The following is a 25,669-nucleotide window of genomic DNA, read 5'->3' as shown; positions in this document are numbered from 1 at the left end:
TATTTACTTCTTAGAGCGGCCTCACCGTTGCAGCATGATTTTGCGCGTAGTGGATTGGCCATTAGATTGGATCACTTTCAAGAAATAAGCGCCGGCTGGGAGCGCTGAAGTAGAAAGCTTTAACTTTTGGGTGAAAGCCTCCCGATGTACCAACGTACCCACGCTGTTGCTGAGCTCCGCGGTGAGTTTACCGGGCAAAGTGGTTTCCAGGAGCAGATACCCGGCGGCCGGATTGGGGTACACTTTCAGGTCTGCGCTTTTAATGGCGGGGGAGATGCCCGTCACGGCTCCGGTGAAAACCGAGGTCTCATACACTTTTGCGGTATCCTGGTTTGAAATGTAGATGTTATCGAACCAGAGTTTGGTCTGGCCCAGGTTGGCGTGCTCGGCGGTGATTTCCAAGCGGTCCACGCTGGTCCAGTCAAACTTACCTTCGGGGTTAAACCAGGCGCCGTCCCAGGAGCCTTTCTCGGTGAAAGAACTCAAAGGAATGCGTACGTGGTGCCAGCGGCCATCAAAAGGAACCTGATCTGAGGTGATGGTGACGCCTGACCGCCAGGGATGATCCTCTGGTCCCGTTTTAGAGTCCAGGAAACGGAGGTCAAAACTGAGGGCGGGGGCAGTGCCCCGGAACAGGAAATCCACGGCGTAGCCTTCCTGTTTCAGTTTGGAGAGGTCTTTATCGGGCTTGAAGTCGAATGCGATGCTGCTGTACCGCTCGGCCCCGGTCCAGGCCAGGCTGTAGCGGCCGTTGTTGGGTTTCTGGGCAGCGTAGAAATCCAGGGGACCACTGCCGTAACTGGCGTTCACAATGCGCGCACCTATAAAATCAGAATACACCGCGAAGCCACTGCCCTCGGGTTGTTTCACATAAGGCGTCTGCGGCGGCACGGTAAAGCCCAGGGCCTGCAGCAGCGGAACGTTCAGGTCATGCTCAAAAAGATCGGTCCCGCCCGGGTTGAATAGCCCGAAACCATAGTGATAGTCCCAACTGGTCCAGGCAATGCCTTTTTCCTCCAGGTAGCGGCGCACCTCGTTGTACCAGAATACACGGTCGGCGGGACGGCTGTAGTCCATGAGCACCCCAAACTCGCCGCAGAACACCGGCACCTGGCGGGTCTGCTTGAACTGAGCGGCTATGTCTATGAGCTGTTTCACTTTGGCTACGGTACCATCTTGCCGGTAATTATTATAGGCGCTCTCCATCCAGGTGCCCCGCAGGCTATTGGGCAAGGGGGGCATGTCCTGGGAGCGGTACGGGAAAGGCATATTGGCCAGCGGCAACAGCGAAGGTGCCACCCAGGTGGCACCCTGGTGGGTGAAAAGGAAAGGATCGTAGAAATGGAAGGTGTAGATGAGTTTGCTGTCTGGGTACACCGGTAGTTGGGCCAGATTCTGGTAGCTGTTGAAATTGGTAGCGCCTACTATAATGGTATGGCGGGTATCATACCGGCGGATGGCCTGGATGATACGGCCCTGGATGGCGTTCCACTGCGCGTCTGAGATGCCGTGGGGCTCATTCAGGATTTCATAGTAGATGCGTTCTGACCGGTCTTTGTAATGCTGCGCCATCTGGGGCCAGACTTTCTCCAGAATGGTTTCCACCTGGGGCTGGGTATCAGCGATGGGGTCAAAGGAATGGTTGTCCAGGATAAGGTGCAGGTTCAGTTCCTCGGCCCAGTTCACAGCCTCGTCCAGGAAAGAGAAGAACAGCGGGTCAATGGTGTAGGCGGGCGCGCCGCTGGTCATGGCGTGCAGGTTAATGGGCAACCGGATGACATCGCAGCCCAGGCTCTTGATCTGCGCAAAGTCTTGGCGGGTATAGCGCGAAAACTGCACCTCGCGGGCGCTGTTGGCCTGGAACCAACCCGTCAGGTTCACGCCCTTCTTGAAGGGCGCCTCCTGTGCCAACAGGGGAGGGGAGGCCAAACAGAACAGCAGGAGGCTAACCAACAGAAGCCAGGTAGGCCGCTGGCCAAGGGTGTGTCTTTCCAGGGGTTTTGTCATCTTTTTAACCATTGGTGGTTTCTTTATAAGGTGCGGGGAGTCATGAGATAAATATAAAGGTATTTGCTTAGCAAAATATATAAGCTAGATGAAATCCTACAGACAAGCTTCAAAGGTTTGAGGCCAAGCCAAGTAAGGCCGGTTATCTCTGTAGTTGGTTAAACCACTTCCTCTGCTATAGGCTGGTTCTGGCTTTGTATGAAGCAGGCATATCTGTTGGCCTTGTTCAGCTATCAGGCGTTTTGAGGCCATTTTTTGGGAAGGAGCCTCTAAGCAGGAAAAGCCCGGTCTGAATGATGCGGTGATCTGGTATGTGTACCTCCTTTAGAATCCTTGGAAAAATTTTCAGCCCAATTCTTAAATATAGAAAAAGTATATAGTTACCAACAAGCCAAAATCGGCCTTAAAATTAGAAATGTTCTTTAGAAAAGGCCCATATCACGCCTGTTTCACAAGGAAAGTACAATTATAATATAGAATTATTTATGTTAAGTAGAAGCAGGATTTTTCCTTTGTAATGGTCTTTTATTTTAGTCAATTAGATCAAGATTTAATATTTACCCTAACCCAAACTAACAAACATGAAGAAAAAGTACCTTGCCTTTGGAAAGTCTGCCGTAGCGGCAGCCATGTTGTCGGCGACGTTATTGACGGCCTGTAACACAGACCAGTTAACAGAAGATCAGGAATTGTCGGCTACTGCCCAAGCCGATGCGGGAATTGCCGGAGGACAACAGATTGTCCCCAATGAGGTGCTTGTTAAATTCAGAGCCGGAGCCGCCGCTGAGGCCCGGGCCGCGGTGCTAGCGCGCATCAGCGGGAAAGTAAAGGAAAAGATCCTCACCAAAACCATGGCTCGGTTCGGGGACAAAGAAGGCGTAGTGCTGGTGCATACCCCCATGGCCGCACTGGAAGCCTTGAGCAAAATCAAAGGAGAGGGCGCCATTGAATTCGCGGAGCCTAACTTCATCTACACCCACCAGGCGGCTTCTTCAGACCCGTACTACACCAACGGTTCCCTGTGGGGCATGTACGGCGACGCCACCACTCCCGCTAACCAGTACGGTAGCCAGGCCGGTGAAGCCTGGGCCGCCGGTCACACCGGTTCTGCCTCGGTAGTGGTGGGCATCATTGACGAAGGCGTACAGACGGATCACCCAGACCTAGTGGGCCAGGTATGGAAAAATCCGTTTGATCCGGTGAACGGCGTGGACGATGACGGCAACGGCTACATTGACGATGTGAACGGCTGGGACTTTGACGCCAACGACAACTCTGTCTATGACGGCGGTACCCGTGGTGCCTATGACGACCACGCCACCCACGTGGCCGGTACCATCGGTGCTAAAAACGACGGAAAAGGCGTAGTAGGCGTGAACTGGAACGTGACCATGATCTCGTTGAAGTTCCTGGGCCGCAGAGGCGGTACCACCGCCAACGCCATCAAAGCCGTTGACTACTTAACCGACCTGAAAACCCGCCACAACATGAACATCGTGGCCAGCAACAACTCCTGGGGTGGCGGTGGCTTCTCCCAAGCCCTGTCTGATGCCGTAGTGCGTGCAGCCAAAGCCCAGATCCTGTTCGTGGCCGCAGCCGGTAACGGTGGCTCAGACGGAGTGGGTGATGACAACGATGCCGTAGGAAGCTACCCTTCTAACTACAACACTGCGTCTGCCGCCGGTTATGACAACGTCATCGCGGTAGCGGCCATTACCTCTACCGGTGGAAGATCTTCTTTCTCTAACTATGGCGCTACCACGGTAGACATCGGGGCCCCAGGCTCAGGCATCTACTCTTCTACTGCCTATAACACCTATTCTTCTTACAACGGTACGTCTATGGCTACGCCGCACGTAACCGGAGGTGTGGCCCTGTACGCGGCCTCGCACCCAGGTTCCACTGCCCAAACCATCAAAGATGCCATCCTGAACAGCGCGGTTCCCACCTCATCACTGGCCGGCAAATGCACCACCGGCGGTCGCCTGAACGTGAGCGGATTTTAGAGAGTTGTTTGTTTAAATGGAAGGCCGTCCTGCTGCAAAGCGGGACGGCTTTTTTATGTTTTCCCTTTTTTTGTTAGTTCGTTTGCTAAGGCGTTTTTGCCATCCTATTCTAATCCCTCTCCCTGGTTCAAGTTTTCAGCTTGGACCTACCATGGTCTGCAGTTTGCAACTGCAGTGAGGCGTGAGCCTCAAATCCGCATTTCTCACTGCTTTGCTGATAATTCAACGCTTTTCCTTTAACTTTTCTATATCCAAGATTCCCCCTTTGAAGGGGGCGAAGGGGGATGTTTACACCTGACTGTCATCTTGCCGATCTTTCTTTAAAGAGCAGTTACTTCCTACTCCCTTCCTTACCAAGCCTCAGAACTGCAGATACGCTCTGCAAGCGTTTGTTACTTTTCTCCTTGATGAGAAAAGTAACCAAAAGAATCAAGAAGCCTCAAACTCGCTGACGCTCGGACAGTGAGGCTTCAATCAAGGTACCACCCCGCCACCGTCAACTGTTCCATCGCTCGCGCAGGCCATTGCCATTGGAAAAGCCTCTGCCTGCGCTCGTCGGAGGTTGGGTTACGCACGCGCCCAACCTCCGACGACCTGCATGGACCTGTCTTGCATCAGAGCCGCTGCAATGCCTGCATCGTCCTGCCGGACGGGTGGAATGCTGGCGTGTTTGTGTTGTTCTCACCGTTTTTGAATGTAGAGACAAGGCATGCCTTGTCTCCCACGGGTCCTCCGCAATAACCAATAGCTACCGGGAATAACCGGCAGCTACTGCCAAGGGCACCCACAAGAGGTGCCCCTACATTTCTTACCGTTCTTCTCCCAACCTCACCCGTTGTACCCGCCGTTGTTGGTGTTATCACCAACAACCAAAATAACAGCTCAAATACCTTCTTGACGCATTCCAGAATTCCCCTCCTGGGAGGGGTAGGGGTGGGTTCCTCCTTTTAGCCTGTTTTCTCAAAAACAAGCCTAAATCAACCACAGGAAAATTCGGCAAAAGCCTGGCAAAGGAGCCTGCCTTGATGAAGACAAGCGCCAATAATCGCCTCTTAAGATGCAGTCAATTGATGATAGTCCTTACTCCTTTAAGGCATTGGAATATGGAACCCCATTTATACCGGTGAAAGCCATTCTAATTCACCTTCTGGCTTCTTCCGTGGAAAATTGCTAAGGTTCTTGAAGGGAGGCCTTTACTTGGCCTTCTCATACAGCAGGAAATGCTGGATGGGTAAGAAATCCTCGCGGAGGGAGAGGGTGAAGCCGTTGGCGGAAAGTTCTTTGTTGGCCTGGGCCGAGCTCATCTTGTGGAGGGCTTTGATGGGTACCGACGGGTCCTCGGCGCGGTATTCCAGCAGGAGGAGCTTGCCGGTGGGTTTCAGGGCCCGGTGCAGCGCCTGCAGCATCTCGCGGGGGTATTCCAGTTCATGGTATACATCCACCATAATGGCCAGGTCCACCGAAGCCTCGGGCAAGTTGGGCGATTGGGCACTGCCTTTGACAACCGTTACATTGCTCAGGCCCAGTTCTTTTTTGCGGGCCTCCAATGCCTTCACGAATGCCTCCTGCACTTCTACTGCGTACACCTTTCCTTGCGGCACCTTGGGCGCGATCCGGAAGGTATAGTAGCCTGTGCCGGCGCCCACATCAGCGACCACGCTGTTAGGTTGCAGCTGTAGTTTGGAGATGGCAAGCGCCACGTTTTCTTCTTCTTGCCGGGTATCCCGCTCCAGCCACTCCGCGCCACTTGCTGACATGACGTGCGCAATTTCGCGGCCCAGGTACACCTTGCCGGTGCCATCGGGGTGAGGGGTTTTGGAGGTGTACACGGCGGCCCTTTTCGCCTGGCTTTTCACCGGTTGTGCATCGCAGGCGGAGAAAAGCAGGGGCCATACCGCCCAAATCAGGGAAGTAGCGGAAAGAAGCGGACGTAAAGCTGGCTTTTTCACGGGCGGGAATGGTTGGTCTTTCTATAAACCCTGTAAACGGAGGTTTGTTCTAAAAAGCCAAGCAATTTCAGGAGGGCTAACATCCTTGCCTATCCCTACTTAACCATCTTCCTGGGCAGGGTAGGTGTGGCAGGTGCCTGGGTGGCGAGGCTTCCTTTCTTTCGCCCGGCAGGGGAGCTTGCAAATCATATCACCTCGGGTCAATAGTATGGGTCGGTTCCTTTACCTTTGCGGTCTCTTTACAACAGCACTTGTGGCCAACCCTTCGGTTCTTTACGCATGAAATCCCTTACCTCTTCTCTTCAGTATTTCGTGGTGCAGAAAGGGAGGCTGTCTAATAAAGAAGCCATCCAGGCCATCATCTCCGGCAGGGTGCTGGTGAACGGGGCGAAAGGCCAACTCCAGCAGGCGCTATCCGCAGAAGACGAAGTGCAGCTAGAGGGACAGGTGCTCAAAGAAGCCCAAACCTTTACGTACCTGGCCTACTACAAACCCCGCGGTGTGGAATCTACGCTCAACCCCGCTATTGAGAACAACCTGGCGCAGGCCATTAACCTGAACGTGCGGGTGTTCCCGGTAGGGCGGCTGGACAAGGAATCGGAAGGGCTCATGCTGCTCACGGATGACGGAGCCCTTTACAACAGCATCAGCCACGCCGAAAGCCACCAGGAAAAGGAATACGTGGTGACGGTAGACAAGCCCTTAACCCCCGAAGCGCTGGACCAACTGGCCTCCGGGGTGGTGATCATGGGCCAGAAGACACGTCCAGCCCAGGTACAGCAAGTAGGAGAGAAGTCGTTTTCCATTGTGCTCACGCAGGGCCTCAACCGTCAGATCCGGCGCATGTGCTATAAACTGGGGTATACCGTGGAAAGGTTGGTGCGGGTGCGGATGGTGAATGTGGAGTTAGGGAAGCTTCAGCCGGGGGAGTGGCGGGAGTTGAGGGAGGAGGAAAAGTTAAGAGTACTTTATTAGGATTATGTACTTTACAAAAGGAGCTTTTAGTAGAAAAAGCTCTCTTTGTAAAGAGAAGCAAAATCAAATAATTACTGGCTCAAGAAGCCGAACCCTGTTATTGGCGATGACATCAATGTTCATGGTTGCGCCCACAGCAAATCGGTTTGAAATCCATTCTCCGGCTTCAGCCCCAGTCATTATCCGTAAAGTTCCCCCTTCATTAACTTCCCTGTTTATTGTTCTTTCTATTCCCTGGTGATAATCTCCTAAATGCAGGAAAATGTTAGTGTGATTCCCTTCAAAAAGGTAATTATCATGAGTGCTTATGTTAATGTGATTCTGTTGTAAGTTGGTGGTGCCGATGGTAACTTTAATGATTGGCATAAAAAACAAAGGAAAATAACGGTTAGATAAAGAGGAAGGATTAAGTGAGTAGCTATTATTCAGGTAATTCAAAAGTTTGCATTCCAGAGATATAAGGAATCTTTCCAACTATTTGATAATGAGTATGGTTTAAGCCCCTATTCTCCCTGATCATTGCAGTAACAATACATCTGTTCTTTTCATTTTCGTTTTCCTTTATCTTAATTAATGAAATATTAAAATCATTAAAAATATCTTCATCCTCTACATTAGGCTGTAAACGAATATAATTCTTTAGATCTACTTCAAATTTCCTTTTATTGAATTCAAATTCAAGGTTTAAACCATATAAGGTCATATCAATTTCCGCTTCTTCAAATAGTTGAGCCAAAACATCAAGTGGCTGAATAGTAGAATAAGTATAGGTCGTTAACTTCCCTTTGTATGTTCCATTGTAAGGTCTTATAATAGGCATAATAGGTTTATGATTTGGATTGATATAGTGAATAAAATGAAATTAATTTCTTGTATTTGTCAGGGTTAACAAATTCCAATAAAGCCGACAAACAAACAGCCTAAGTGATAACTGATCGCTAAAGTTGTGAAAACTGAAAAGCTGACCTTCTTGCTTAGACAATTACCAGCAATGGCAATTAAGCCATTATTTTTTCCCTATAAAAACAAACTACAAAATCAATATCTAACTTTTTCTATTTAGTAGATATCATTGTAAACTGGCCTCTTTTGGCGATTTATTTTCAGTTTACTATGAACCACGCCTCCCATAACAAGTTAGTTTCTTTTATCTGGTCCATTGCAGACGATTGTCTGCGTGATGTATATGTGCGCGGCAAGTACCGCGATGTGATTTTGCCCATGGTGGTGTTGCGCCGTCTGGATGCCTTGCTGGAGCCTACCAAAGAAGCCGTGCTGGAGGAGTTGGCTTTCCAGCGCGACGAGGCTGGCTTTACCGAGTGGGACGAGAATGGACTACGGGATGCGTCGGGCTACGTGTTCTACAACACCAGCGAGTGGACGCTGCAGCGGCTGCACGATACCGCCACCAACAGCCAGCAGATGCTGCAGGCCAACTTTGAAGATTACCTGAACGGCTTCAGCGCCAACGTGAAGGAGATCATTGAGAAGTTTAAGCTCAAGAGCCAGGTGCGCCACATGGCGGCTAAAGACGTGTTGCTGAATGTGCTGGAGAAATTCACTTCGCCTTACATCAACCTGACGCCTTTTGAGAAGGAAGATCCGGACGGACGCAAGCTTCCTGCCCTGAGCAACCTGGGCATGGGCTACGTATTTGAGGAACTGATCCGGAAGTTTAACGAAGAGAACAACGAAGAGGCCGGGGAGCACTTCACGCCGCGTGAGGTGATTGACCTGATGACGCACATCATCTTTGAGCCGGTGAAAGACCAGCTGCCGCCGGTGATGACCATTTATGACCCTGCCTGCGGGAGTGGTGGTATGCTCACCGAGTCGCAGAACTTCATCAAAGACGAGGAGGGCGTGATACGCGCCTCTGGCGATGTGCACCTGTACGGCAAGGAGATTAACGACGAGACCTACGCCATATGTAAGTCAGATATGATGATCAAGGGCAACAACCCTGAAAACATACGGGTAGGCTCTACGCTCAGCACCGACGAGTTTGCCGGTTTGAACTTCAACTTCATGCTCTCTAACCCGCCCTACGGCAAGTCGTGGGCCAGTGAGCAGAAGTATATCAAAGACGGCAAAGACGTGATTGACCCGCGCTTTGTGGTGAAGCTGAAGGACTACTGGGGCAATGAGGAAGACGCGGATGCCACGCCACGCTCTTCTGACGGGCAGCTGCTGTTTTTGATGGAGATGGTGAGCAAGATGAAGCTGCTCCACCAGAGCCCGTTGGGTTCGCGCATTGCCTCAGTGCACAACGGCTCCAGCTTGTTTACCGGCGATGCCGGAGGGGGCGAGAGTAACATCCGGCGCTACATCATTGAGAACGACTGGCTGGAGGCGATCATCCAGCTACCCAACAACCTGTTCTATAACACGGGCATTACCACTTACATCTGGATACTGAGCAACAACAAAGCCGAGCACCGCAAAGGCAAAGTGCAGCTGATTGATGCGGGACAACTGTACCGCAAGCTGCGCAAGAACCTGGGGAACAAGAACTGCGAGTTCTCGCCGGAGCACATCCGGGATATTGTGCAGGTATACGAAGAGCTGCAGGCCGTAGAGCGCGAGGGCGACGAAGGCATTGCTGCCAAGGTGTTCGACAACGCTGACTTTGGCTATTACAAAGTAACCATTGAACGGCCGAAGCGCCTGAAGGCCCAGTTCACCGCTGAGCGCATTGCCGAACTGCGTTTTGATAAAAGCCTGCGCGAGCCGATGGATTGGGCTTACAGTGAGTTTGGTGAGGAGGTATACACCCAGTTGGCCAAGCATGAAAAAGCAATTCTGGACTGGGCCGAGAAGCAGGAAATGAACCTAAACGCCAAGCAGGCCAAGGCCCTGGTGAGCAAAGCCACCTGGCAGAAGCAGCTAGACTTGCTGAACGCAGCCACCGAGCTGATGCTGGCCATCGGCTCTGCTGAGTACAGTGACTTTAACGTGTTCCGCGAAAAGGTAGACACTACCCTGAAGGCTCAGAAATCTAAGCTGTCGGCTACGGAGAAGAAGGCCATCCTGAATGCGGTGAGCTGGTACGATGCCGCTGCCGAGAAGGTGGTGAAAGGGATAACTAAGCTCTCAGGTGAGAAGCTGGAGCGCCTGCTAGACCGCCTGGGCTGCGAGGAAAGCCAACTGGCCGACTACGGCTACTACGCCACCTCCAAGAAAGGAGAGTACCTGGAGTATGAAACCGAAAGCGACCTGCGCGACACCGAGAACGTGCCGCTGAAGGAGAACATCTACGACTACTTCCTGCGCGAGGTGAAGCCACACGTGGCTGAAGCCTGGATCAACCTGGACGCCACAAAAATTGGATACGAGATCAGCTTCAATAAATACTTCTACCGCCACAAGCCCTTGCGCAGCATTGAGGAAGTGAGCAACGATATTCTGGCTCTAGAAGCTGAAAGCGATGGTCTGATTCGGGACATCTTAACCTTAGCCTAATGGAAGCGATAGCAGAAGATGTACAAGTAGCGAAATACGTTGCCTACAAGAATTCAGATGTGGAGTGGCTGGGGGAGGTTCCAGCTCATTGGGAGGTGATCAAAGCAAAGTATTTGTGGAAGGAGAAGATTGAGTTATCTCAAACAGAAGAAGAAACTCTACTGTCTGTATCCCAATATTTGGGCGTGAATAACCGTGAAGTTGATTCTCGTAGCGAATCTCTGGTCGGATATAAAAAGGTTGCTGAAAATGACTTGGTCATTAATATTATGTTGGCTTGGTTAGGCGGATTGGGTATATCACCGCTCAATGGTGTAGTAAGTCCTGCTTATGGAGTTTACCAATTGCTTTCCGAAGCTGATCCAAAGTTTCTTCATTACTTATACCGTACGGGCACTTATCTTGATGAATTTGCAAGAAGGTCAAGAGGTGTAGTTCCTTCAAGATGGAGAATGTATACTGATGATTTTGGTCAGGTGCTAACACTACTTCCTCCTAAAGAAGAACAAACCGCCATTGCCCAATTCCTTGACCGCAAAACGGCTCAGATAGACAAAGCCATTGGCATAAAAGAAAAGCAGATAGATTTACTCAAAGAGCGCAGGCAAGTACTAATCCACAATGCCGTTACCCGTGGCCTAAACCCAGACGCACCCATGAAAGACAGTGATGTGGAATGGATAGGGGAAATACCGGCTCATTGGGAGGTGAAGAAGATAAAGTATGTCTTCAAGCAGGTTGGTGGAGGTACACCGAGTAAAGATAAACGTGATTTCTGGGATGGTGATATACCTTGGGTATCTCCCAAGGATATGAAATCTGACTATATAAGTTCTACTGAAGATTACATTACAGAGAAAGGCTTATATCATTCAACATCCAATATAATTAAGAGTGATACACTTCTGATGGTTGTTAGGTCTGGCATCTTGCAAAGAACTATTCCTGTTGCTATTGCCACAGTAGACTTAACTATAAATCAAGATATGAAAGCTTTTATTCCTCTTGGCCCCATGCTTTCAAAATACTTTTATTATTACATAAAGGGCAATGATCGATTTTTAAGGAGTGAATGGGTAAAGCAAGGCGCTACAGTCGAGAGTGTAGAAGGGGAGTTGCTAAAGAATGATTTCATACCTATACCTCCTGCTGAGGAGCAACGGGAAATAATATCCTTCATTGAATTCTCCACTTCTAAAATTGCTGTCGCGATTTCTTCCAAAGAGAAAGAAATTGAGAAGCTGAAAGAGTATAAAGCGAGTTTAATCAATAGTGCGGTAACGGGTAAAATAAAGGTGTGCTAGTATGGAAGAAGCTATGGAAATATTGATGCAAGAAGATGTTACTACTGATGCTGCAGTAGTACTCCAACAAGCACCGCCAGTATTAGTTTCAAGTTGTACTTTAGAAGAACTCTTCTCAGGTCATATACCGTTAGAGGAACCAGAGTTTAGCTTTAATGGTAAATTGGCTATACCTGAGTATCAACGACCTTATGTATGGGGCAAAAAGCAATTAGAAAAGCTTTGCCTCGACTTAGCTGAGTTTGTCAACAAGTATGAACCTGGCAACCCGTACTACTATTTGGGCAGCATTATCATTCACCAGGATGGTGATAAGCTAAACATTATAGACGGGCAACAGCGCATAACATCATTGCTACTTTTACTGGCAGCTAAACAAGTTACCACGCCTTGCGCTATTGTGTACTCTTCACCTTTAAGTGTACAACGGATAAAAGAGAACCTTGCTTTTCTAAATAAGAATTTAGCCGCTATACCTGAAATTGACCTCCGTTTGCTAAACGTAACGCTGGTCATCACGCAGAGCGAAGATGATGCTTATACTTTCTTTGAGACTCAGAATACTGGAGGAAAGCGTCTGTCAGGAGCCGACATTGTAAAGTCACACCATTTAAGAGCTATAAAGCCCGCCAGTTTAGTTGGAGTAAATGCTAAGAAATGGGAAAGCAAAAGTAGTGACTTGTTGGCTTACATCATCACACTTACTACAAAGGCCAGGTTCTGGAACGTACTATTCTGGAAGGATTTTCCTTTCTATAAAGAGAAGGTAGCTATCAAGAATCTGATTGTAGAGGAGTTTACCGAGAAAACATTAAAAGGCATAGCAAACGTGTCTTACCTACAGGTAGAGAGCCACCGAGATTCTATGCAGAACTCAGTGCAATTCAAGAGCCAGTACAAAGCAATACGCCAGCCACTTTACGATGGCGAGAACTACATTGATTTTATTTCAGAGTTTGCTGACCTATATGATTTACTTTTCATCAAAAAAAATGACCATAGAATAGACTACCGTTTCTATGCCTTTAGACAAGAAATAATTACTGGGAAAGAAGGTACAATATTCCTGAAAGAGTTTTTAGAGGTAATGCTTGTAAGCTATGTAAGCAAATTTGGTCTGCAAAATATCTTTGAGTTTGCGCTTTGGGCTTTCAGGTATATCTATTCCTTGCGTGTAACCAAGCTTCGAACAGTTCGTGAAGACACAATGACCAGCTTTGTGAAAGAACAACGTGTTTTAGACAAAGTATTGTCATGTTTCACCCATGAACAAGTGGTACAAATACTGAAGAGCTATAACTACGATTTCAACAAAGAAAATTGTGGAGAGAACAATGTGAAAGGGAAATATATCAGGATGTTAAGCCGATACTTTCAGCCGCAGTTTACCCATAGTATAGTTACAGAGAACTTTGATGAAAGACTAAAGCAAGCAATTAATGACAAACTCAAAGCAGAAGTTTAGAACAGCCATTGTAAGCCTTGCCAACTTAAATGAGCTGAAATTTAGCATACCCACTTACCAGCGCCCATATGTTTGGAAGGAAGAGCAAATAGATAAACTCTTAACAGATAGTGCAAACGCATTTTCAACAGACAGAGACAAGCCTTACTTCATTGGTACTATCCTCACTGATGACAAAAAAGCCTATTTAGAGTTGATTGATGGTCAACAACGCTTTACAACGTTGTGGTTGATAGCTTTTGTGTTTTACAAAAACGGAATCAAAAGTGAGGTAACTAATTTTTTAAAATATGGCGATAACCTGCGTCTGGACTTTGAGATTAGGAAAGAAGTAAAAGAGTACTTCGACCTACTCTTAAAACACCCTGAAGAGGCACTTACAAAGTATACTTCCTCTGATTTAAACGAGAAGCCATACCTAATAAACATTGTTAGGGCTGTTACTACTATTGAGCATATTATATTGTCTCTGCGCAATAGCAAAACGAAAGAATTAATTGATCTACCTGCTTTTGGATATTACCTATATACAAACTTGCTTCTGGTTAATAATACAGCACCCGTAAAAGTAGACCTTAATAAACTTTTTGCCACCATCAATAACTCAGGCATTCAGCTGGAGCAAACAGATATTGTTAAAGCAAACCTGCTGCGAAATCTGGAGTCGGAGAAAGTGCTGTACAGCAAAATGTGGGAGTGCTGCGAAAACATGAGCGAGTACTTTGAGCGCAATGTCAGAAAGGTATTTCCTGCCACAAACTGGAGAAGTTTAGAAGACACAGATTTTGCTAAATTTAAATCAGATGTATTCAAGTATGAGTTAATAAATGAAGTTGAGACTTTACCAGTTGGCTTTACTTTAGAGGAAATAATAGCTGGCAAGGCAGATGAAGTACAGAGTGTAAGTATAACCGAGGCGCAGAAAGAAGCCTTTGAGATTAACTGTTCCTCAATCTTAAACTTCGGCCAGTTACTACTTCATACTTATCGCATTTATTTACATAGAAAGGGCAAGCCAGATTTTGAGGGAACCTTCCATGTAAACCGTTTGATCGAGGTGTTCAAGAGCTTGCAAAAGCAGGATGGAAAAGATATAAAGGAATTTATTGAACTGCTGTGGCAAGTACGCTATGTATTTGATGCTTTTGTTATAAAATGGATTACCGATTTAGATACCAAAGAGCGCCATTTAGAACTGACGAAGGTAACAAAGACTGACCAGCGCGATACCTACAGCTACTTTGGAAGAAATGTAGTGGAGGAGAAAACTGATCAGTTAATGCTACAGTGCGTGCTTTACTTTACAGGAGACTACCTTAGACAGTTCTGGCTCACGCCATTTTTAAGTTTTCTACTTCGCAACCAAGCAAATGATATTAGTAAGTTAGAAGACATTGACAACCAAATGTCGTTAAGCAAACTGACCGATAAAGAAGCCAGTTATCATCTTTTAAACGACAATGGCAGACTACATAAGGATATTAATCTGAAAGAAACTTTAGAAGAAGCTTCAGGTACATCTTTCAAACACTACTGGTTTCAAAAGCTTGAATATATACTATGGAAAAACTGGCACTTTGAGAGAGGTGAGAAGTTTAAGGCTTTTCGAATAGCTTCCAAAAACTCAGTTGAACACATATATCCTCAAAACCCACAGTATAAGCCAAAGCTTGATAAAGAATATCGGGATAGTTTTGGAAACCTTGTGCTACTTAGTGTTACTCAAAACTCTGAGTATAGCAGGAAAGAAGTGAATGTAAAGCGTGAAGAGTTCAAAGGGAAGAATGTCTTCGATACTCTTAAGTCTTATCATTTATTCAATAGCTATGGTGATGATTTTGGCATTGATGAAATAATTGCCCATCGTGACCAAATGGCCAATTTAATGATGTCTCACTACTCTCAAAATTAATAGCCCCATGCCTAGCCTAACCAACGAACAAGCTTTAGAAGCCGCTATTGAAAAGCGCCTGACCGGTACCTGCCTGGAAGAACTGCAGGAGCAGGACCCTATGCTGAGCAGCGTTGCGGAAGGGCCGGGTTTGTATCGTGGCGGTAATGGTTATTACATCGGCTCTCCCCATGATTTCAATGCGGAGTACGCCCTGGACGAGAACCGTTTCTGGCACTTCCTGGAAGAGACGCAGGCAGAGGAGCTGGCTAAGCTGAAGAAGCAAAGCGACTGGCAGCTGAAGATCATGCAGCGCCTGGACCGCATGATCAAGAAGTACGGTATTCTGCGCTTGCTGCGCAAGGGGCTGGACGTGGACGATGCACACTTCACCTTACTGTATGTGCTGCCTTTGGCGGGTAGCGGCGAAACAGTGAAGAGGAATTTCGAGCGAAACGAGTTCAGCGTTACCCGCCAGGTGCGCTACAATCAGAGCAACAAAGCTGAGTCCATTGACATGGTGCTGTTCGTGAATGGCCTTCCGTTCGCCACTGCTGAGCTCAAAAACCACTGGACCGGCCAGAACGCCCGGGTACATGCTCAGGAACAGTACCGCAAAAGAGACATCTCGCAGCCCTTACTACAATTCGGGCGCTGCCTTGTTCACTTCGCCGTAGATACTGATGAGGTATACATGACCACGCGCCTGAGCGGTCCCGGTACTTTCTTCCTGCCCTTTAACCTAGGCAACAACCACGGCAAGGGCAATCCACCCAACCCGTTCGGGCACAAAACCTCTTACCTGTGGGATGAGGTTCTGACCCGCCAGAGTGTGGCCAACATCATCCAGCACTTTGTGCGCTTTGATGGCAAAGACAACGACCTGCTGGCTAAAAAGACACTGTACTTCCCGCGCTATCACCAGCTGGACGTAGTGCGCAGGCTCATTGCCGATGCCAGCAAAAGAGGAGTGGGGCAGACCTACCTGATTCAGCACTCCGCCGGTTCGGGTAAGTCCAACTCCATTACCTGGGCCGCTTACCAGTTGATTGAAACCTACCCAGAGAGCGACACCACGCCGGGTGGCAAAGGCATCAACACTCCGCTGTTTGACTCTGTGATTGTGGTAACCGACAGGCGATTGCTGGATAAGCAGCTGCGCGAGAACATCAGGGAATTCTCAGAGGTGAAGAACATTGTGGCACCGGCTTATTCGTCCAGTGACTTGAAGGCCAACCTGGAAAGCGGAAAGCGCATTATCATCACCACCATTCAGAAGTTCCCCTACATAGTGAACGGCATTGCCGACCTGAGCGACAAGCGCTTTGCCGTGATCATAGATGAGGCGCACAGCAGCCAGAGCGGTTCAGCCGCCGACAACATGAACAAGGCGATGGGCAACAACGGCAGCAGCGAAGAAGAAGACCCCGACCCGCAGGACAAGATATTGGCCGCTATGCAGGCGCGTAAGATGCGCGGCAACGCTTCTTACCTGGCTTTCACAGCCACGCCTAAGAACGCCACCCTGGAGAAGTTTGGCGTGAAGCAGGAAGACGGTAAGTATAAACCCTTTCACCTGTACTCCATGAAGCAGGCTATTGAGGAAGGCTTTATCCTGGATGTGCTGGCCAACTACACCACCTACAAGAGCTACTACGAGATAGAGAAGTCCATTGAGGACAACCCACTCTTTGACTCCGTGAAGGCACAGAAGAAACTGCGCGCTTTTGTGGAGCGGGACCCGCAGACCATTGCCACCAAAGCCGAGATCATGCTTGACCACTTCATCAATCAGGTGGTGAACACCAAGCGGTTGAAAGGAAAGGCTAAGGCCATGGTGATTACCCAAAGCATTGAATCGGCCATCCGCTACTACCGTGCCCTGGAAAAGCTGCTGGAGAGCAGAGGCAATCCATTCAAAATTGCCATTGCTTTCTCGGGCAAAAAGATGGTAGACGGCATAGAGTACACCGAGGACAACATCAACAATTTCCCGCCCCACCAGGACACAGCCAAGCCCACCGATCCCGGCTACATCAGTGACAAGATTGCCCGCTACTTCAACAAGGACGAGTACCGCATACTGGTAGTGGCCAACAAGTACCTGACCGGCTTTGACCAGCCGAAGCTCACGGCCATGTACGTAGACAAAAAGCTGCAGGGCGTGCTGGCGGTACAGGCGCTTTCCCGCCTGAACCGTTCGGCCAACAAACTGGGCAAGCGAACAGAAGATCTCTTTGTGCTGGACTTCTTCAACTCCACTGAAGACATCAAACAGTCTTTCGACCCCTTCTATACCTCCACCACTCTTAGCAAAGCCACCGATGTGAATGTGCTGCACGACCTGAAGGATTACCTGGATGGCCAGGGCGTATATGAGTGGTCAGAGGTAGCGAATTTCACAACCCAGTATTTTGAAGGCAAAGACGCTGATAAGTTCCTGAGCCCTATTCTGCAACTAGGCGAGGAGCGCTTTAACCATGAACTGGAACTAACCGATGAGCAAAAGGCTGACTACAAGATCAAGGCAAAGCAGTTTGTGAAGATCTACGGCCAAATGGCTTCTATTATGCCTTTTGAAATGGTTCAATGGGAGCTACTGTTCTGGTACCTCAAATTCCTGATCCCGAAGATGATCATCAAAGACCAGGATAGGGACGCGTTGGACGAGCTGCTCAACTCTGTAGACCTTTCTACCTACGGTCTGGAGCGAGTGAAGCTGAACGCCAACATTGGACTGGATGCCTCGGAAACAGAGTTGGACCCGCAAAACCCCAACCCCCGCGGAGCCCATGGCGGTGAAAAGGACGAAAACTCGCTGGATTTGATTGTGAAAGCATTCAATGAACGCTGGTTCCAGGGCTGGGAGGCGACGCCGGATGAGCAAAAGGTAAAAATGATCAGCCTGGCAAAGCACATTCAGGCCCATCCAGATTTTCTGAAGAAATACCACGAGAACACCGATTTGCAAAACCGCAACATAGCCTTTGACAAAATGTTTGAAGATGTAATGGCAAGGCAGCGTAAAATTGAGCTAGACCTATACCGTCTAATCTCCAAAGATGAAGCAGCCAAATCAGCGTTAAAGGATTCCTTAAAAAGAATGGTGGCTTAAAATCAACTTAAATTGATGCACAAAAAAGCCTCTCCGTTTGGAGAGGCTTTTTCATTGAATAAGATTATGACAAATGACTACGCCAGTTGTACATTGGTGGCGTTGAGTCCTTTTCTTCCTTCTTTGAGCTCATAGGTTACTTCATCGTTCTCTCTAATCTCGTCAATCAGACCGGATACGTGTACGAAGTACTCCTGAGATGTTTTTGCGTCTTTAATGAAACCGAAACCCTTTTCGGTATTAAAGAATTTTACTGTTCCTTGATTCATATTGTTGTTCATTGTACCCTAAGACACGGGCCACCGGGTATTCGTTCATTCCCATTGAAAGATAAATGGAATGCTTTCCAGAACTGGGTTTAACGCCTGCCAATGCCATTTTCTGGCGTCTTTCCAGTTCTGCCTTTCAGCTTTGGTACCCGCAAGGTCTCAACGACCTACGGAAAAGGGTAGGAGATGCCAGTCTGCCGGGGGCGGTTCTTACCTGGGCAGATCTCCTTTCAAAGGCTTTCGGATGGATGCGCTGTTTAGGGCCTGGTTTCTGAGAAACAGGCCCTAAACGGACGCGGGTTTCCCCTGAACATTCTCCATCCTTTCAAGTGCAAAGGACAGGCTGTGAGGGTACGCCTCACACCAGGGGCATGCCCTGCTGGATCTCCTTGGGTGTACTTGCAAAAGCCCCTTCTACAGAAGAGGCCCTTGGGGTACATCTATCGTGGTTTTGGGGAATACTTACGCCAGTTTCACGTTGGTGGCGTTGAGGCCTTTGCGACCTTCCTGAAGCTCATAGACCACTTCATCGTCCTCGCTGATTTGGTCAATGAGGCCAGACACGTGCACGAAGTATTCCTTGTTAGATTGGGTGTCTGTTATAAAGCCGAAGCCCTTATCTGAGTTGTAGAATTTTACCGTCCCGTGGTTCATAAATTTGTTGTAAATACCTAGTCGACAATCCTATACGGGGATTTTCTACTTAGGTGTACAAGGAAAACCAGAAACTTTTACAAACCCCATTTAAAGGCTCCTAGGGCCTAAAAAGCCCGAAAATAATTTAAAATCCTGGCTCCGGTTAAAGTGAAAAACCCATTTCCGGAGCCAGGATTTTGAAGAGCATTACTTTTTACCCAGAGGCATCGGCTTGGGCGAGGTGCTGGGGCCTTCCACTACCAGTCTGCCGTCTTTCTGGATCTTCATGGGGTCAATGAACACCACGCGTTCATCGCCAGTGGCTTTGGTGCGGCCGTGGTACACGCAGAACATCTGCTTGCCGTCTGGCGAGAACGCCACGCTATTGTGGCCCGTGCCGGTCACCAGTCCGCCTTTGGGCGTGTTCTTCTGCAAAACCGGATTGTTCTCGGCTTTCTTGAACGGGCCCAGCGGACTTTTAGACGTGGCGTAACCCACCGCGTAGTGCTCGCCCCCGAAGTGGTTAGCGGAGTACATCATGTAATAGGTATCGCCGTGCTTAAAGGTATAGGAACCCTCGGTCCAGCGACGGTTCACTTCTTTGGCCGTGACCGAGCGGCTTTCCCACTCAGACTGCGGATCGTTCATTTTCACCGGCGGCCTCAGGAGCAGCACCGGCTCGCCGATCACACCGCTGAAATCGGGCTTTAGTTCCACCCCGTAGATCCAGCTTTCCTCAATCTCGGGGAACAGGCCGGTTTTCTTCGCCCAGCTAGCCACCTCGCTCTCCACGGGGTGTTTGTAGCAGCAGCGCGAATAATACAGGTACATTTTCCCGCTGGGGTCAATGTACAGGTTGGCATCAATGATGGGGTAGCCCGGATCAAAGATAGGCTTGTCGCTGAGGTGCTTGAAGGGGCCAGTGGGTTTGTCTGCCACGGCTACGCCGATCCGGAAGTTCTCTTCCTCGTTGCTAGGGTTGTGGCGCCAGTCGGCAGAGTAGAACAGGTAGTACTTGTCTTTGACGCGGTACACCTCGGGCGCCCAGAAGTTCTTCACGTCCCAGGAGCCCGGGATGTTGCCCCTGAATACCTGCCCCTCGGGTTTCCAGTTCACCAGGTCCTTGGAAGAATACGTCCCGAAACCGTCTTTGGCCCCGCCACCCGTACCGTACATGTAATACGTTTGGGTAGGCGCATCATACAGCACATACGGGTCGCCAATGGCTACCGGCATTGGGTTCTTGTACATGCCCGGCTTCACCGCTGCGGGGGCAGTTGCCTGGGCCTGGCCTTGCGCCGAAAGATCTGAATGGGCTAACAGCAAACCAAAGGATATCGCTAAAACACTTTTTGTCCAGTACATACGCAAAGAGGTTGGTTCTTGTAAGATTAAAGCTACTAAAAAGAAAGCAGCCCCGGAAAAAAGCGGGAGCCTCCTTGCATTTTATGCCCGATTTTAGAAAAACAGCAAAAAAGTAGCAGCATAAGAGAAACAGCCTTTACCTTGGTGTCACAGGTTCCTGTGTAGAGACCAGGCACAGCCTTGTCTCCCACGAATGTCCCAACGCTGCACAGGCAATTTAAAGGATTACTAGGTTAGAAGCATTCCCCCGCTGGCGCGAGCGTCCCGCTCGTGTCCGCACGCATATTGAATTGAAAGGCCTGCCCTCTTTTGTCATCCTGAAAGGATCTTGTGGGCGAACAGTAATGACATTTCTTTTACGCTTTTCTAGTTCGCCCACAAGATCTTTCCAAAATGACAAGAGAGGGAAGTGCTTTACGGGAAGTTGCTTTACCATGCATCAGAATACCTGAACGATTAAAAGCAGATGGCAATAGGGGATCAGGAATGCGTGCGGACACGAGCGGGACGCTCGCGCCAGCGAATGGTAGGGTTGGGTGTAGGGACAATCCCTTTTGATTGCCCATGCGCATTCCATCGGCCATCCGGTTGTTGGTGATTACGCCAACAACGGCGGGGCAGCTGCTAGCCGGCGAATCAGCTGTTGTAAATGATAATTAACGGCAGAAAACGACTTTAAGCCTGGTTCTTGAAGCTTGGTTCTTTAACCCTGGTTTAAGGTTTCAACTTGGACCTATTATGGTCTGCAGTTTGAAACTGCAGTGAGGGCTTAGCCTCAAAATGATCACTCCTTAACTACCTATTCGCTCCATGAAGCCCGCTTAGGCTAGAATAAACCAGCCCAGCCTTCATCCCGATAAAAGCATGATGCATTTTACCGGCATCTACTTTGCCTTAATGCATTGCCTGCAACTTCCAACACTCTAGGCAACCCCCTAAAAAATGCTCTTTAGCTTAGACAATTGTAGAATCTTGTCTTTCACCATGAAGTGAGCCTTGGTGAGTTGACGGCCGGTCTCGTCATAGATCTCAACGCGGTGGTCTCCGGCCACGAAGGTCGTGTCTCGGTCACTGCCCCAACCAGAAAGGTACAGGTATTCATCATCGGGGCTGTAGCTGAGGGTGGCCGCAAACGAGTAGCCGGTAGGAGAGGACTTGGGATTGAAATACAACTGGCCGTTAGGCTTCACATACTTTACCAGTACGTTCAACTTACCGGGTTTATCGGAGAGTACGGCAATCTTCATGCGGCTGAAGATGTATTTGATCTCGGTGCGGTCAAAGGAATCACCGTAGACTTTGGGTGCCGCCGAGTTAAAGAAGTCCATGTGCTCCACCAGGAACGGTTGCAGGTGGGCCAGGTGCGCAAAGCGGCCTTTCACCGCCATCAGTTCTTTCTGCAGCTCGGTTACCTTCTGCTGCTGGGTTGCTTTCTCTTTCTCCAGTTCCTGAATTTTGCTTTGGGCGGCGCGTTTCAGGACCCCTTCCTGTTCCAGGTCTTTGGCCTTGCGCTGAAGTTCCTGTTGGCCCGCGACGGTGGCTTTCTTTTGGTCTTCCAGTTCTTTCTGCAGGGCCTGCTTTTGGGCACCGGCGGTTTGCAATGCCTGGGCTCTGGCCTGCAACTCGGCTTGGTCTTTGGCGGCTTGCGCTTCCAGTTTTTGGATGGTAGCGTGCAGTTTGGTTTCCTCCTGGGTTATGGCCTTTAGCTTATCCTGCAGTTCCCCCAGTTTTTGCGTTATTTGGGTATATTCCTCAGTTTTAGCCTTGAGCAGCGCTCCCTGGCGGGCTGCCTCTTGTTCCAGCTCCTGGATTCTGGCTTGCTGGGCTTGTTTCTCCTTGATTTCCGTTTCCAGTTCCTGGGATTTGCGGAATAACTGCTCCTGTTGCTGGGCAGCCTGCTCTGTAAGAATCTGGATTTTAGCCTGTAGTTCCTGTTTCAGGGCTTTTTCCTGCTGCAGGCTTTTGGTTTTATCCTGGAGCACCTGTTTCAGTTGCTCAGCGGCTAGTTCCAGGTCATGGACCTGGTTCTGCAACGCCTGTTTCTGGGTGGTGATTTCCAGGAGCTGGTTCTGCTGGTGGCGGGTTTTCTCGTTCTTTTCGCCTTTGGCTACTGGCACCTGGGTAGGTTCTGGTTTTCTGCTTTCCAGCTCCTGCAGGTGCGTTTGCAGGGTTTTACGGTGCTGCAGTGCCAATTCCAATTCCCGGGTTTTACCTTGCAGCTCAGTCTTTATCTGCTCGGCCTGTCTTTCCAGTTCCTCCATCCGGGCTTTCTGCTTGGCCGTCTCCTGGGCCAGGGCCTGCAGTTGCTTCTCGCGTGCTTGCGCCTGACCGGCTTCCAGCACCAGTTCCTGCAATCGTTTCTCCAGTTTTTGCTTGAACTGGGTCTGTTGGGTTAGTTCCTGGTCTTTGCCGGCAATTTGCTTCTGCGCGCCTTGCAGTTCCTGCTCCAGGGCCAGGATTCTACGCTGGAATTCCAGTTCGCGGCTGTGGTCCGGCGCTTTCTCTACCACGGTAGCCGGGCGTTTACTAAGGTAAGCAGTTTCCTGCTCCAGTTCCTTTACTTTGCTCTGCAAAAGGCTGCGCTCGTTCTTTACTTCGAACAAGGCTTTCACAAAGTACTCGAGCTCCTGGTGCAGTGATTTTTTCTCGGCCTGCAAAGTGGTCATCTGCTCGTTTTGGTCCCGTAATTTCAATTCCAGCCTTGAAACCTGATACTCCAGGTTCACCAGGTTACTGGGAATAGGAGGTGCATTGTTGGTGATGGCCGGCCTGAAGCGGCGGGTGTCATAGCTCCGCTTTTTGTCCTGGTCAGACAGAATTTCATATGCTTCTTTTACTTCCTTGAAATATTCCTCAAAAAAGGTCTCTCCCTGGTTCAGATCGGGGTGGATTCTTTTTGAAAGTTTGCGGTAAGCATCCTTGATCTCCAGCGGAGACGCCGATTCCTTAATGCCCAGCAATTGGTAGTAGTTCTTCTGCATATAAAATTTTATCTGATGAATCCTTAATGGCTTACCTTCTGCTTTCTTTCCCTTGTGCCTGACTTTGGCGCAGAAGCTTACTTTACATGAAATATTAGTTTTATAGTCTTCTAATATAGCTATAATTATAATTAATCAAAATATATTTTTACCAGATATAATTTTGTTACTTTTTTTGCCCAATCAGTTTCTCCTGATTTGTTTTCATTTAAACCGATTGTCTTTTCTGTAAACCGGACTTTAAAAGTTAAAAGCGGTTTTCTGCATGTTTCATAAAAATGGCCTAAAATCACCTGGCCTCCTGTTTCTAAGATTTCCATCAGAAAAAGTTATCCTGAGTATCAGCTAATAAGAAGGCGTAGGATTAATATCCTTTTCTCTGGCAAGAATTGGGGATCAAGGATTGCGGAAAAGTAGGATGCGGGGTCCGTATTTTTGCTTAGCTAAACATTTCCTCTCTTTTTTTGGTAGATTGGAGAGCGATGACTTTAGATGTACCTGTCATTACTGCAACATGGAAACCCAGAATCCTTCTTCAGGCTTATACCAGGTTCTGTTAGAACAAACCGGACAGGCTTTTTTTGCTTATGATGTAGCCGCAGAAGCATTTGCGTATCAAAGTCCTGAGTTCCTGGCCTCTTTCAAGATTTCTACTGGAAGTGCCCAACCCCAGACTTTACTCTCCTTTGTACACCTAGAAGATCAGGAATTTGTGCAGGAGTGGTTTGCGCAATTGCAAAGCCAACGGGTACCCACCTCCATTGAGTTCAGGGTACAGTTCCCTGATTTGGAGGAGCAATGGGTTTGCCTTACCGCCTCACTGGTAGACAATGATTCTGGAAAGCTGTTGGTAGGCCACATGGAGGATATAAGTGCCGCCAGGCGGTATAATGATCACCTGAAGCGGTTTTCGAATAAGAAGAACAGTGTGCTCAACATTCTGGCCCATGACCTGGCCGGACCCCTAGGGATGATACAGAACCTGTCTGGGTTGCTGGCCGATCAACTGAAGGACCATCAGGACGAGGATACCCAGCATGTACTGCAACTCATTGAACGCATCAGCAAGCAAGGGTCTGATATGCTCAGGGAGTTCATGAACCAGGAATTCCTGGAGTCTTCCCACACCAATCTGGTTACCAGGAGGGTAAACCTGGTGGAGAAGATGAGGGAAGCCATGATTGAGTATGAAATACTTGGCGTGGAACTGCTGCCGCTGGCGGTAAATTTCGTTTCCAGCGCCGACGAGATCTTCTTGGAGATTGATGACCTTAAGTTTATGCAGGTCATCACCAACCTTATCTCCAACGCACTCAAATTCACCCCAGATGGTGGCTCCATTACCGTAAGCTTGGAAGAGGTAGGCGATGCAGTGTTGGTGAAGGTAGCCGATACCGGAATTGGAATCCCGGAAAGGTTACAGGAAAACCTGTTCGATAAATTTACACCCGCCCGGAGACCTGGCCTGAAGGGAGAAACCACCGTTGGCCTGGGCTTGTCCATCGTGAAAACCATTGTGGAATGGCACCGCGGAGAAATCTGGTTTGAGAGCACCGAAGGCAAAGGCACCACCTTTTTTATCAGGATACCCAAAAAGCACACCGGTAAGCCAACGCAGCACAGAGCTTAGTTTCTTTAACCTATATATCTGCCGTAGGAATACGGCCTGTTTTTGCATTCCCGGGCCAAAACATAGATGAAGGAAGGCGTCAATAAAATCAGACTGAGCTCCTTTTATGAAGTGTTAGAGGGAGATGATGGCTTTCCTTATCCCATATAGCCAGGGATTCCTTAAGTTGAAGATCCTGGGAGGCTACGCCTGATGCCGCCGGGCACGGATCACCCCGGTTTTGGTGAGGTATAGCAGAGGAGGTTCATTAAGGGAGCTGATGGCCACCAAACCTTCCTCAGAGAGTTCTTTGCAAAGCACCAGGACACAGTGCAGCGGCAGATGGGTTTCCTCAGCAATCTCCCCCGAGAGGGTAGGATGATCATAAGGCTCCGGAAGTTTCCCCACCTTAGCCAGCAAAGCCAACAGTATAGAATCTTTTCTCTCCATAAACCATTCAAAATTTAAAGCCCTGCCAGTTGTTACCCAATGAACGAAAACACCGCCACGGCTCTGTTCTCCTCTAAAATCTATTCCTATTTTTAATTGCTTTTGGGTCTGGTTCGAAGAAAAACAAAGGGAATTTACACGGTCTTCCTGTCCTTGTTTAGGGCTGTTTTTTTAAAAATAAACCT

18 protein-coding genes and 1 pseudogene are annotated in these 25,669 nt (G+C 48.8%); 8 read left to right on the top strand and 11 right to left on the bottom strand.

Features of this window, described 5'->3' with window-relative positions:
- Positions 1 to 21: 21 nt before the first annotated feature.
- Positions 22 to 2,007 carry a cellulase family glycosylhydrolase gene (locus J3P34_RS12745; RefSeq protein WP_210489053.1) on the bottom strand — a complete coding sequence of 662 codons (1,986 nt, stop codon included), beginning with the start codon at positions 2,005 to 2,007 and terminating at the stop codon, positions 22 to 24.
- Positions 2,008 to 2,588: 581 nt separating this feature from the next.
- Between J3P34_RS12745 and J3P34_RS12740 the strand changes: the two genes are divergently transcribed.
- Positions 2,589 to 4,013 (top strand): S8 family peptidase, encoded by a 1,425-nt coding sequence (locus J3P34_RS12740; RefSeq protein WP_210489052.1) that lies wholly within the window; start codon positions 2,589 to 2,591, stop codon positions 4,011 to 4,013.
- Between the two features lie 1,193 nt (positions 4,014 to 5,206).
- Here J3P34_RS12740 and J3P34_RS12735 read toward each other — a convergent pair.
- Entirely contained in the window at positions 5,207 to 5,962 is a 756-nt protein-coding gene (locus tag J3P34_RS12735; protein WP_345890363.1) for a class I SAM-dependent methyltransferase, read from the bottom strand.
- Between the two features lie 279 nt (positions 5,963 to 6,241).
- Between J3P34_RS12735 and J3P34_RS12730 the strand changes: the two genes are divergently transcribed.
- Positions 6,242 to 6,937 carry a pseudouridine synthase gene (locus J3P34_RS12730; RefSeq protein ID WP_210489051.1) on the top strand — a complete coding sequence of 232 codons (696 nt, stop codon included), beginning with the start codon at positions 6,242 to 6,244 and terminating at the stop codon, positions 6,935 to 6,937.
- Between the two features lie 63 nt (positions 6,938 to 7,000).
- On the opposite strand, the gene J3P34_RS12725 is transcribed toward J3P34_RS12730, so the two are convergent.
- Together J3P34_RS12725 and J3P34_RS12720 are read right to left on the bottom strand one after the other, a co-directional pair.
- Entirely contained in the window at positions 7,001 to 7,375 is a 375-nt protein-coding gene (locus tag J3P34_RS12725) for a hypothetical protein (protein ID WP_210489050.1), read from the bottom strand.
- Positions 7,359 to 7,757, bottom strand: a complete 399-nt coding sequence (locus J3P34_RS12720) for a hypothetical protein (RefSeq protein ID WP_210489049.1) — start codon at positions 7,755 to 7,757, stop codon at positions 7,359 to 7,361. The genes J3P34_RS12725 and J3P34_RS12720 overlap by 17 nt, the downstream gene beginning before the upstream one ends.
- A gap of 293 nt (positions 7,758 to 8,050) precedes the next feature.
- Here J3P34_RS12720 and J3P34_RS12715 point away from each other — a divergent pair, with 293 nt between their 5' ends.
- From J3P34_RS12715 to J3P34_RS12695, 5 genes are read left to right on the top strand one after another with little or no spacing between them, the layout of a single operon-like run.
- Complete coding sequence (locus J3P34_RS12715; protein ID WP_210489048.1) at positions 8,051 to 10,399, top strand: type I restriction-modification system subunit M; 2,349 nt, start codon at positions 8,051 to 8,053, stop codon at positions 10,397 to 10,399.
- Positions 10,399 to 11,703, top strand: a complete 1,305-nt coding sequence (locus J3P34_RS12710; RefSeq protein ID WP_210489047.1) for a restriction endonuclease subunit S — start codon at positions 10,399 to 10,401, stop codon at positions 11,701 to 11,703. Before J3P34_RS12715 ends, J3P34_RS12710 begins: the two co-directional genes overlap by 1 nt.
- Before the next feature lies 1 nt (position 11,704).
- Positions 11,705 to 13,168: a DUF262 domain-containing protein gene (locus tag J3P34_RS12705; RefSeq protein ID WP_210489046.1), complete on the top strand. Its 1,464-nt coding sequence runs from the start codon at positions 11,705 to 11,707 to the stop codon at positions 13,166 to 13,168.
- A complete protein-coding gene (locus J3P34_RS12700) occupies positions 13,143 to 15,080 on the top strand; it encodes a DUF262 domain-containing protein (protein WP_210489045.1) in 1,938 nt (645 codons plus the stop codon). Before J3P34_RS12705 ends, J3P34_RS12700 begins: the two co-directional genes overlap by 26 nt.
- Positions 15,081 to 15,087: 7 nt before the next feature.
- Positions 15,088 to 18,174 (top strand): type I restriction endonuclease subunit R, encoded by a 3,087-nt coding sequence (locus tag J3P34_RS12695; RefSeq protein ID WP_210489044.1) that lies wholly within the window; start codon positions 15,088 to 15,090, stop codon positions 18,172 to 18,174.
- 77 nt (positions 18,175 to 18,251) lie between these two features.
- Here the strand turns inward: J3P34_RS12695 and J3P34_RS12690 are convergent, their stop codons facing one another.
- The 6 genes and pseudogenes from J3P34_RS12690 to J3P34_RS22470 form a co-directional block, all read right to left on the bottom strand.
- Positions 18,252 to 18,443, bottom strand: coding sequence for a cold-shock protein (locus J3P34_RS12690; protein WP_210489043.1), 192 nt, complete (start codon positions 18,441 to 18,443; stop codon positions 18,252 to 18,254).
- A gap of 462 nt (positions 18,444 to 18,905) precedes the next feature.
- Entirely contained in the window at positions 18,906 to 19,097 is a 192-nt protein-coding gene (locus J3P34_RS12685) for a cold-shock protein (protein WP_210489042.1), read from the bottom strand.
- A 189-nt stretch (positions 19,098 to 19,286) separates the two neighbouring features.
- On the bottom strand, positions 19,287 to 20,444 hold the full coding sequence (locus tag J3P34_RS12680) for a glycoside hydrolase family 43 protein (protein WP_210489041.1): 1,158 nt from the start codon (positions 20,442 to 20,444) through the stop codon (positions 19,287 to 19,289).
- A gap of 935 nt (positions 20,445 to 21,379) precedes the next feature.
- Entirely contained in the window at positions 21,380 to 23,425 is a 2,046-nt protein-coding gene (locus tag J3P34_RS12675; RefSeq protein ID WP_210489039.1) for a DnaJ domain-containing protein, read from the bottom strand.
- Positions 23,426 to 23,556: 131 nt separating this feature from the next.
- Positions 23,557 to 23,745, bottom strand: coding sequence for a hypothetical protein (locus J3P34_RS12670; RefSeq protein WP_210489038.1), 189 nt, complete (start codon positions 23,743 to 23,745; stop codon positions 23,557 to 23,559).
- Positions 23,746 to 23,929: 184 nt separating this feature from the next.
- Positions 23,930 to 23,980, bottom strand: a pseudogene (locus J3P34_RS22470) (hypothetical protein); the annotation flags it as partial.
- A gap of 304 nt (positions 23,981 to 24,284) precedes the next feature.
- Between J3P34_RS22470 and J3P34_RS12665 the strand changes: the two are divergent.
- Complete coding sequence (locus tag J3P34_RS12665) at positions 24,285 to 25,055, top strand: sensor histidine kinase (protein ID WP_428480476.1); 771 nt, start codon at positions 24,285 to 24,287, stop codon at positions 25,053 to 25,055.
- Positions 25,056 to 25,238: 183 nt separating this feature from the next.
- Here the strand turns inward: J3P34_RS12665 and J3P34_RS12660 are convergent, their stop codons facing one another.
- A complete protein-coding gene (locus J3P34_RS12660) occupies positions 25,239 to 25,484 on the bottom strand; it encodes a hypothetical protein (RefSeq protein ID WP_210489036.1) in 246 nt (81 codons plus the stop codon).
- Between the last annotated feature and the right edge of the window lie 185 nt (positions 25,485 to 25,669).

This window comes from Rufibacter aurantiacus, from assembly GCF_017916345.1.
In the GTDB taxonomy this organism is placed as follows: domain Bacteria; phylum Bacteroidota; class Bacteroidia; order Cytophagales; family Hymenobacteraceae; genus Nibribacter; species Nibribacter roseolus.
This window is presented reverse-complemented; position numbering and strand designations above follow the sequence as displayed.

What these genes read in the sequence shown, in the direction of transcription:
- J3P34_RS12670 (WP_210489038.1), bottom strand. Translation starts at nt 23,745, where the DNA reads ATGGAAATCTTAGAAACAGGAGGCCAGGTGATTTTAGGCCATTTTTAT.
- J3P34_RS12705 (WP_210489046.1), top strand. Translation starts at nt 11,705, where the DNA reads ATGGAAGAAGCTATGGAAATATTGATGCAAGAAGATGTTACTACTGAT.
- J3P34_RS12665 (WP_428480476.1), top strand. Translation starts at nt 24,285, where the DNA reads ATGGAGGATATAAGTGCCGCCAGGCGGTATAATGATCACCTGAAGCGG.
- J3P34_RS12740 (WP_210489052.1), top strand. Translation starts at nt 2,589, where the DNA reads ATGAAGAAAAAGTACCTTGCCTTTGGAAAGTCTGCCGTAGCGGCAGCC.
- J3P34_RS12685 (WP_210489042.1), bottom strand. Translation starts at nt 19,097, where the DNA reads ATGAACCACGGGACGGTAAAATTCTACAACTCAGATAAGGGCTTCGGC.
- J3P34_RS12700 (WP_210489045.1), top strand. Translation starts at nt 13,143, where the DNA reads ATGACAAACTCAAAGCAGAAGTTTAGAACAGCCATTGTAAGCCTTGCC.
- J3P34_RS12660 (WP_210489036.1), bottom strand. Translation starts at nt 25,484, where the DNA reads ATGGAGAGAAAAGATTCTATACTGTTGGCTTTGCTGGCTAAGGTGGGG.
- J3P34_RS12695 (WP_210489044.1), top strand. Translation starts at nt 15,088, where the DNA reads ATGCCTAGCCTAACCAACGAACAAGCTTTAGAAGCCGCTATTGAAAAG.
- J3P34_RS12720 (WP_210489049.1), bottom strand. Translation starts at nt 7,757, where the DNA reads ATGCCTATTATAAGACCTTACAATGGAACATACAAAGGGAAGTTAACG.
- J3P34_RS12680 (WP_210489041.1), bottom strand. Translation starts at nt 20,444, where the DNA reads ATGTACTGGACAAAAAGTGTTTTAGCGATATCCTTTGGTTTGCTGTTA.
- J3P34_RS12745 (WP_210489053.1), bottom strand. Translation starts at nt 2,007, where the DNA reads ATGACAAAACCCCTGGAAAGACACACCCTTGGCCAGCGGCCTACCTGG.
- J3P34_RS12730 (WP_210489051.1), top strand. Translation starts at nt 6,242, where the DNA reads ATGAAATCCCTTACCTCTTCTCTTCAGTATTTCGTGGTGCAGAAAGGG.
- J3P34_RS12675 (WP_210489039.1), bottom strand. Translation starts at nt 23,425, where the DNA reads ATGCAGAAGAACTACTACCAATTGCTGGGCATTAAGGAATCGGCGTCT.
- J3P34_RS12715 (WP_210489048.1), top strand. Translation starts at nt 8,051, where the DNA reads ATGAACCACGCCTCCCATAACAAGTTAGTTTCTTTTATCTGGTCCATT.
- J3P34_RS12710 (WP_210489047.1), top strand. Translation starts at nt 10,399, where the DNA reads ATGGAAGCGATAGCAGAAGATGTACAAGTAGCGAAATACGTTGCCTAC.
- J3P34_RS12690 (WP_210489043.1), bottom strand. Translation starts at nt 18,443, where the DNA reads ATGAATCAAGGAACAGTAAAATTCTTTAATACCGAAAAGGGTTTCGGT.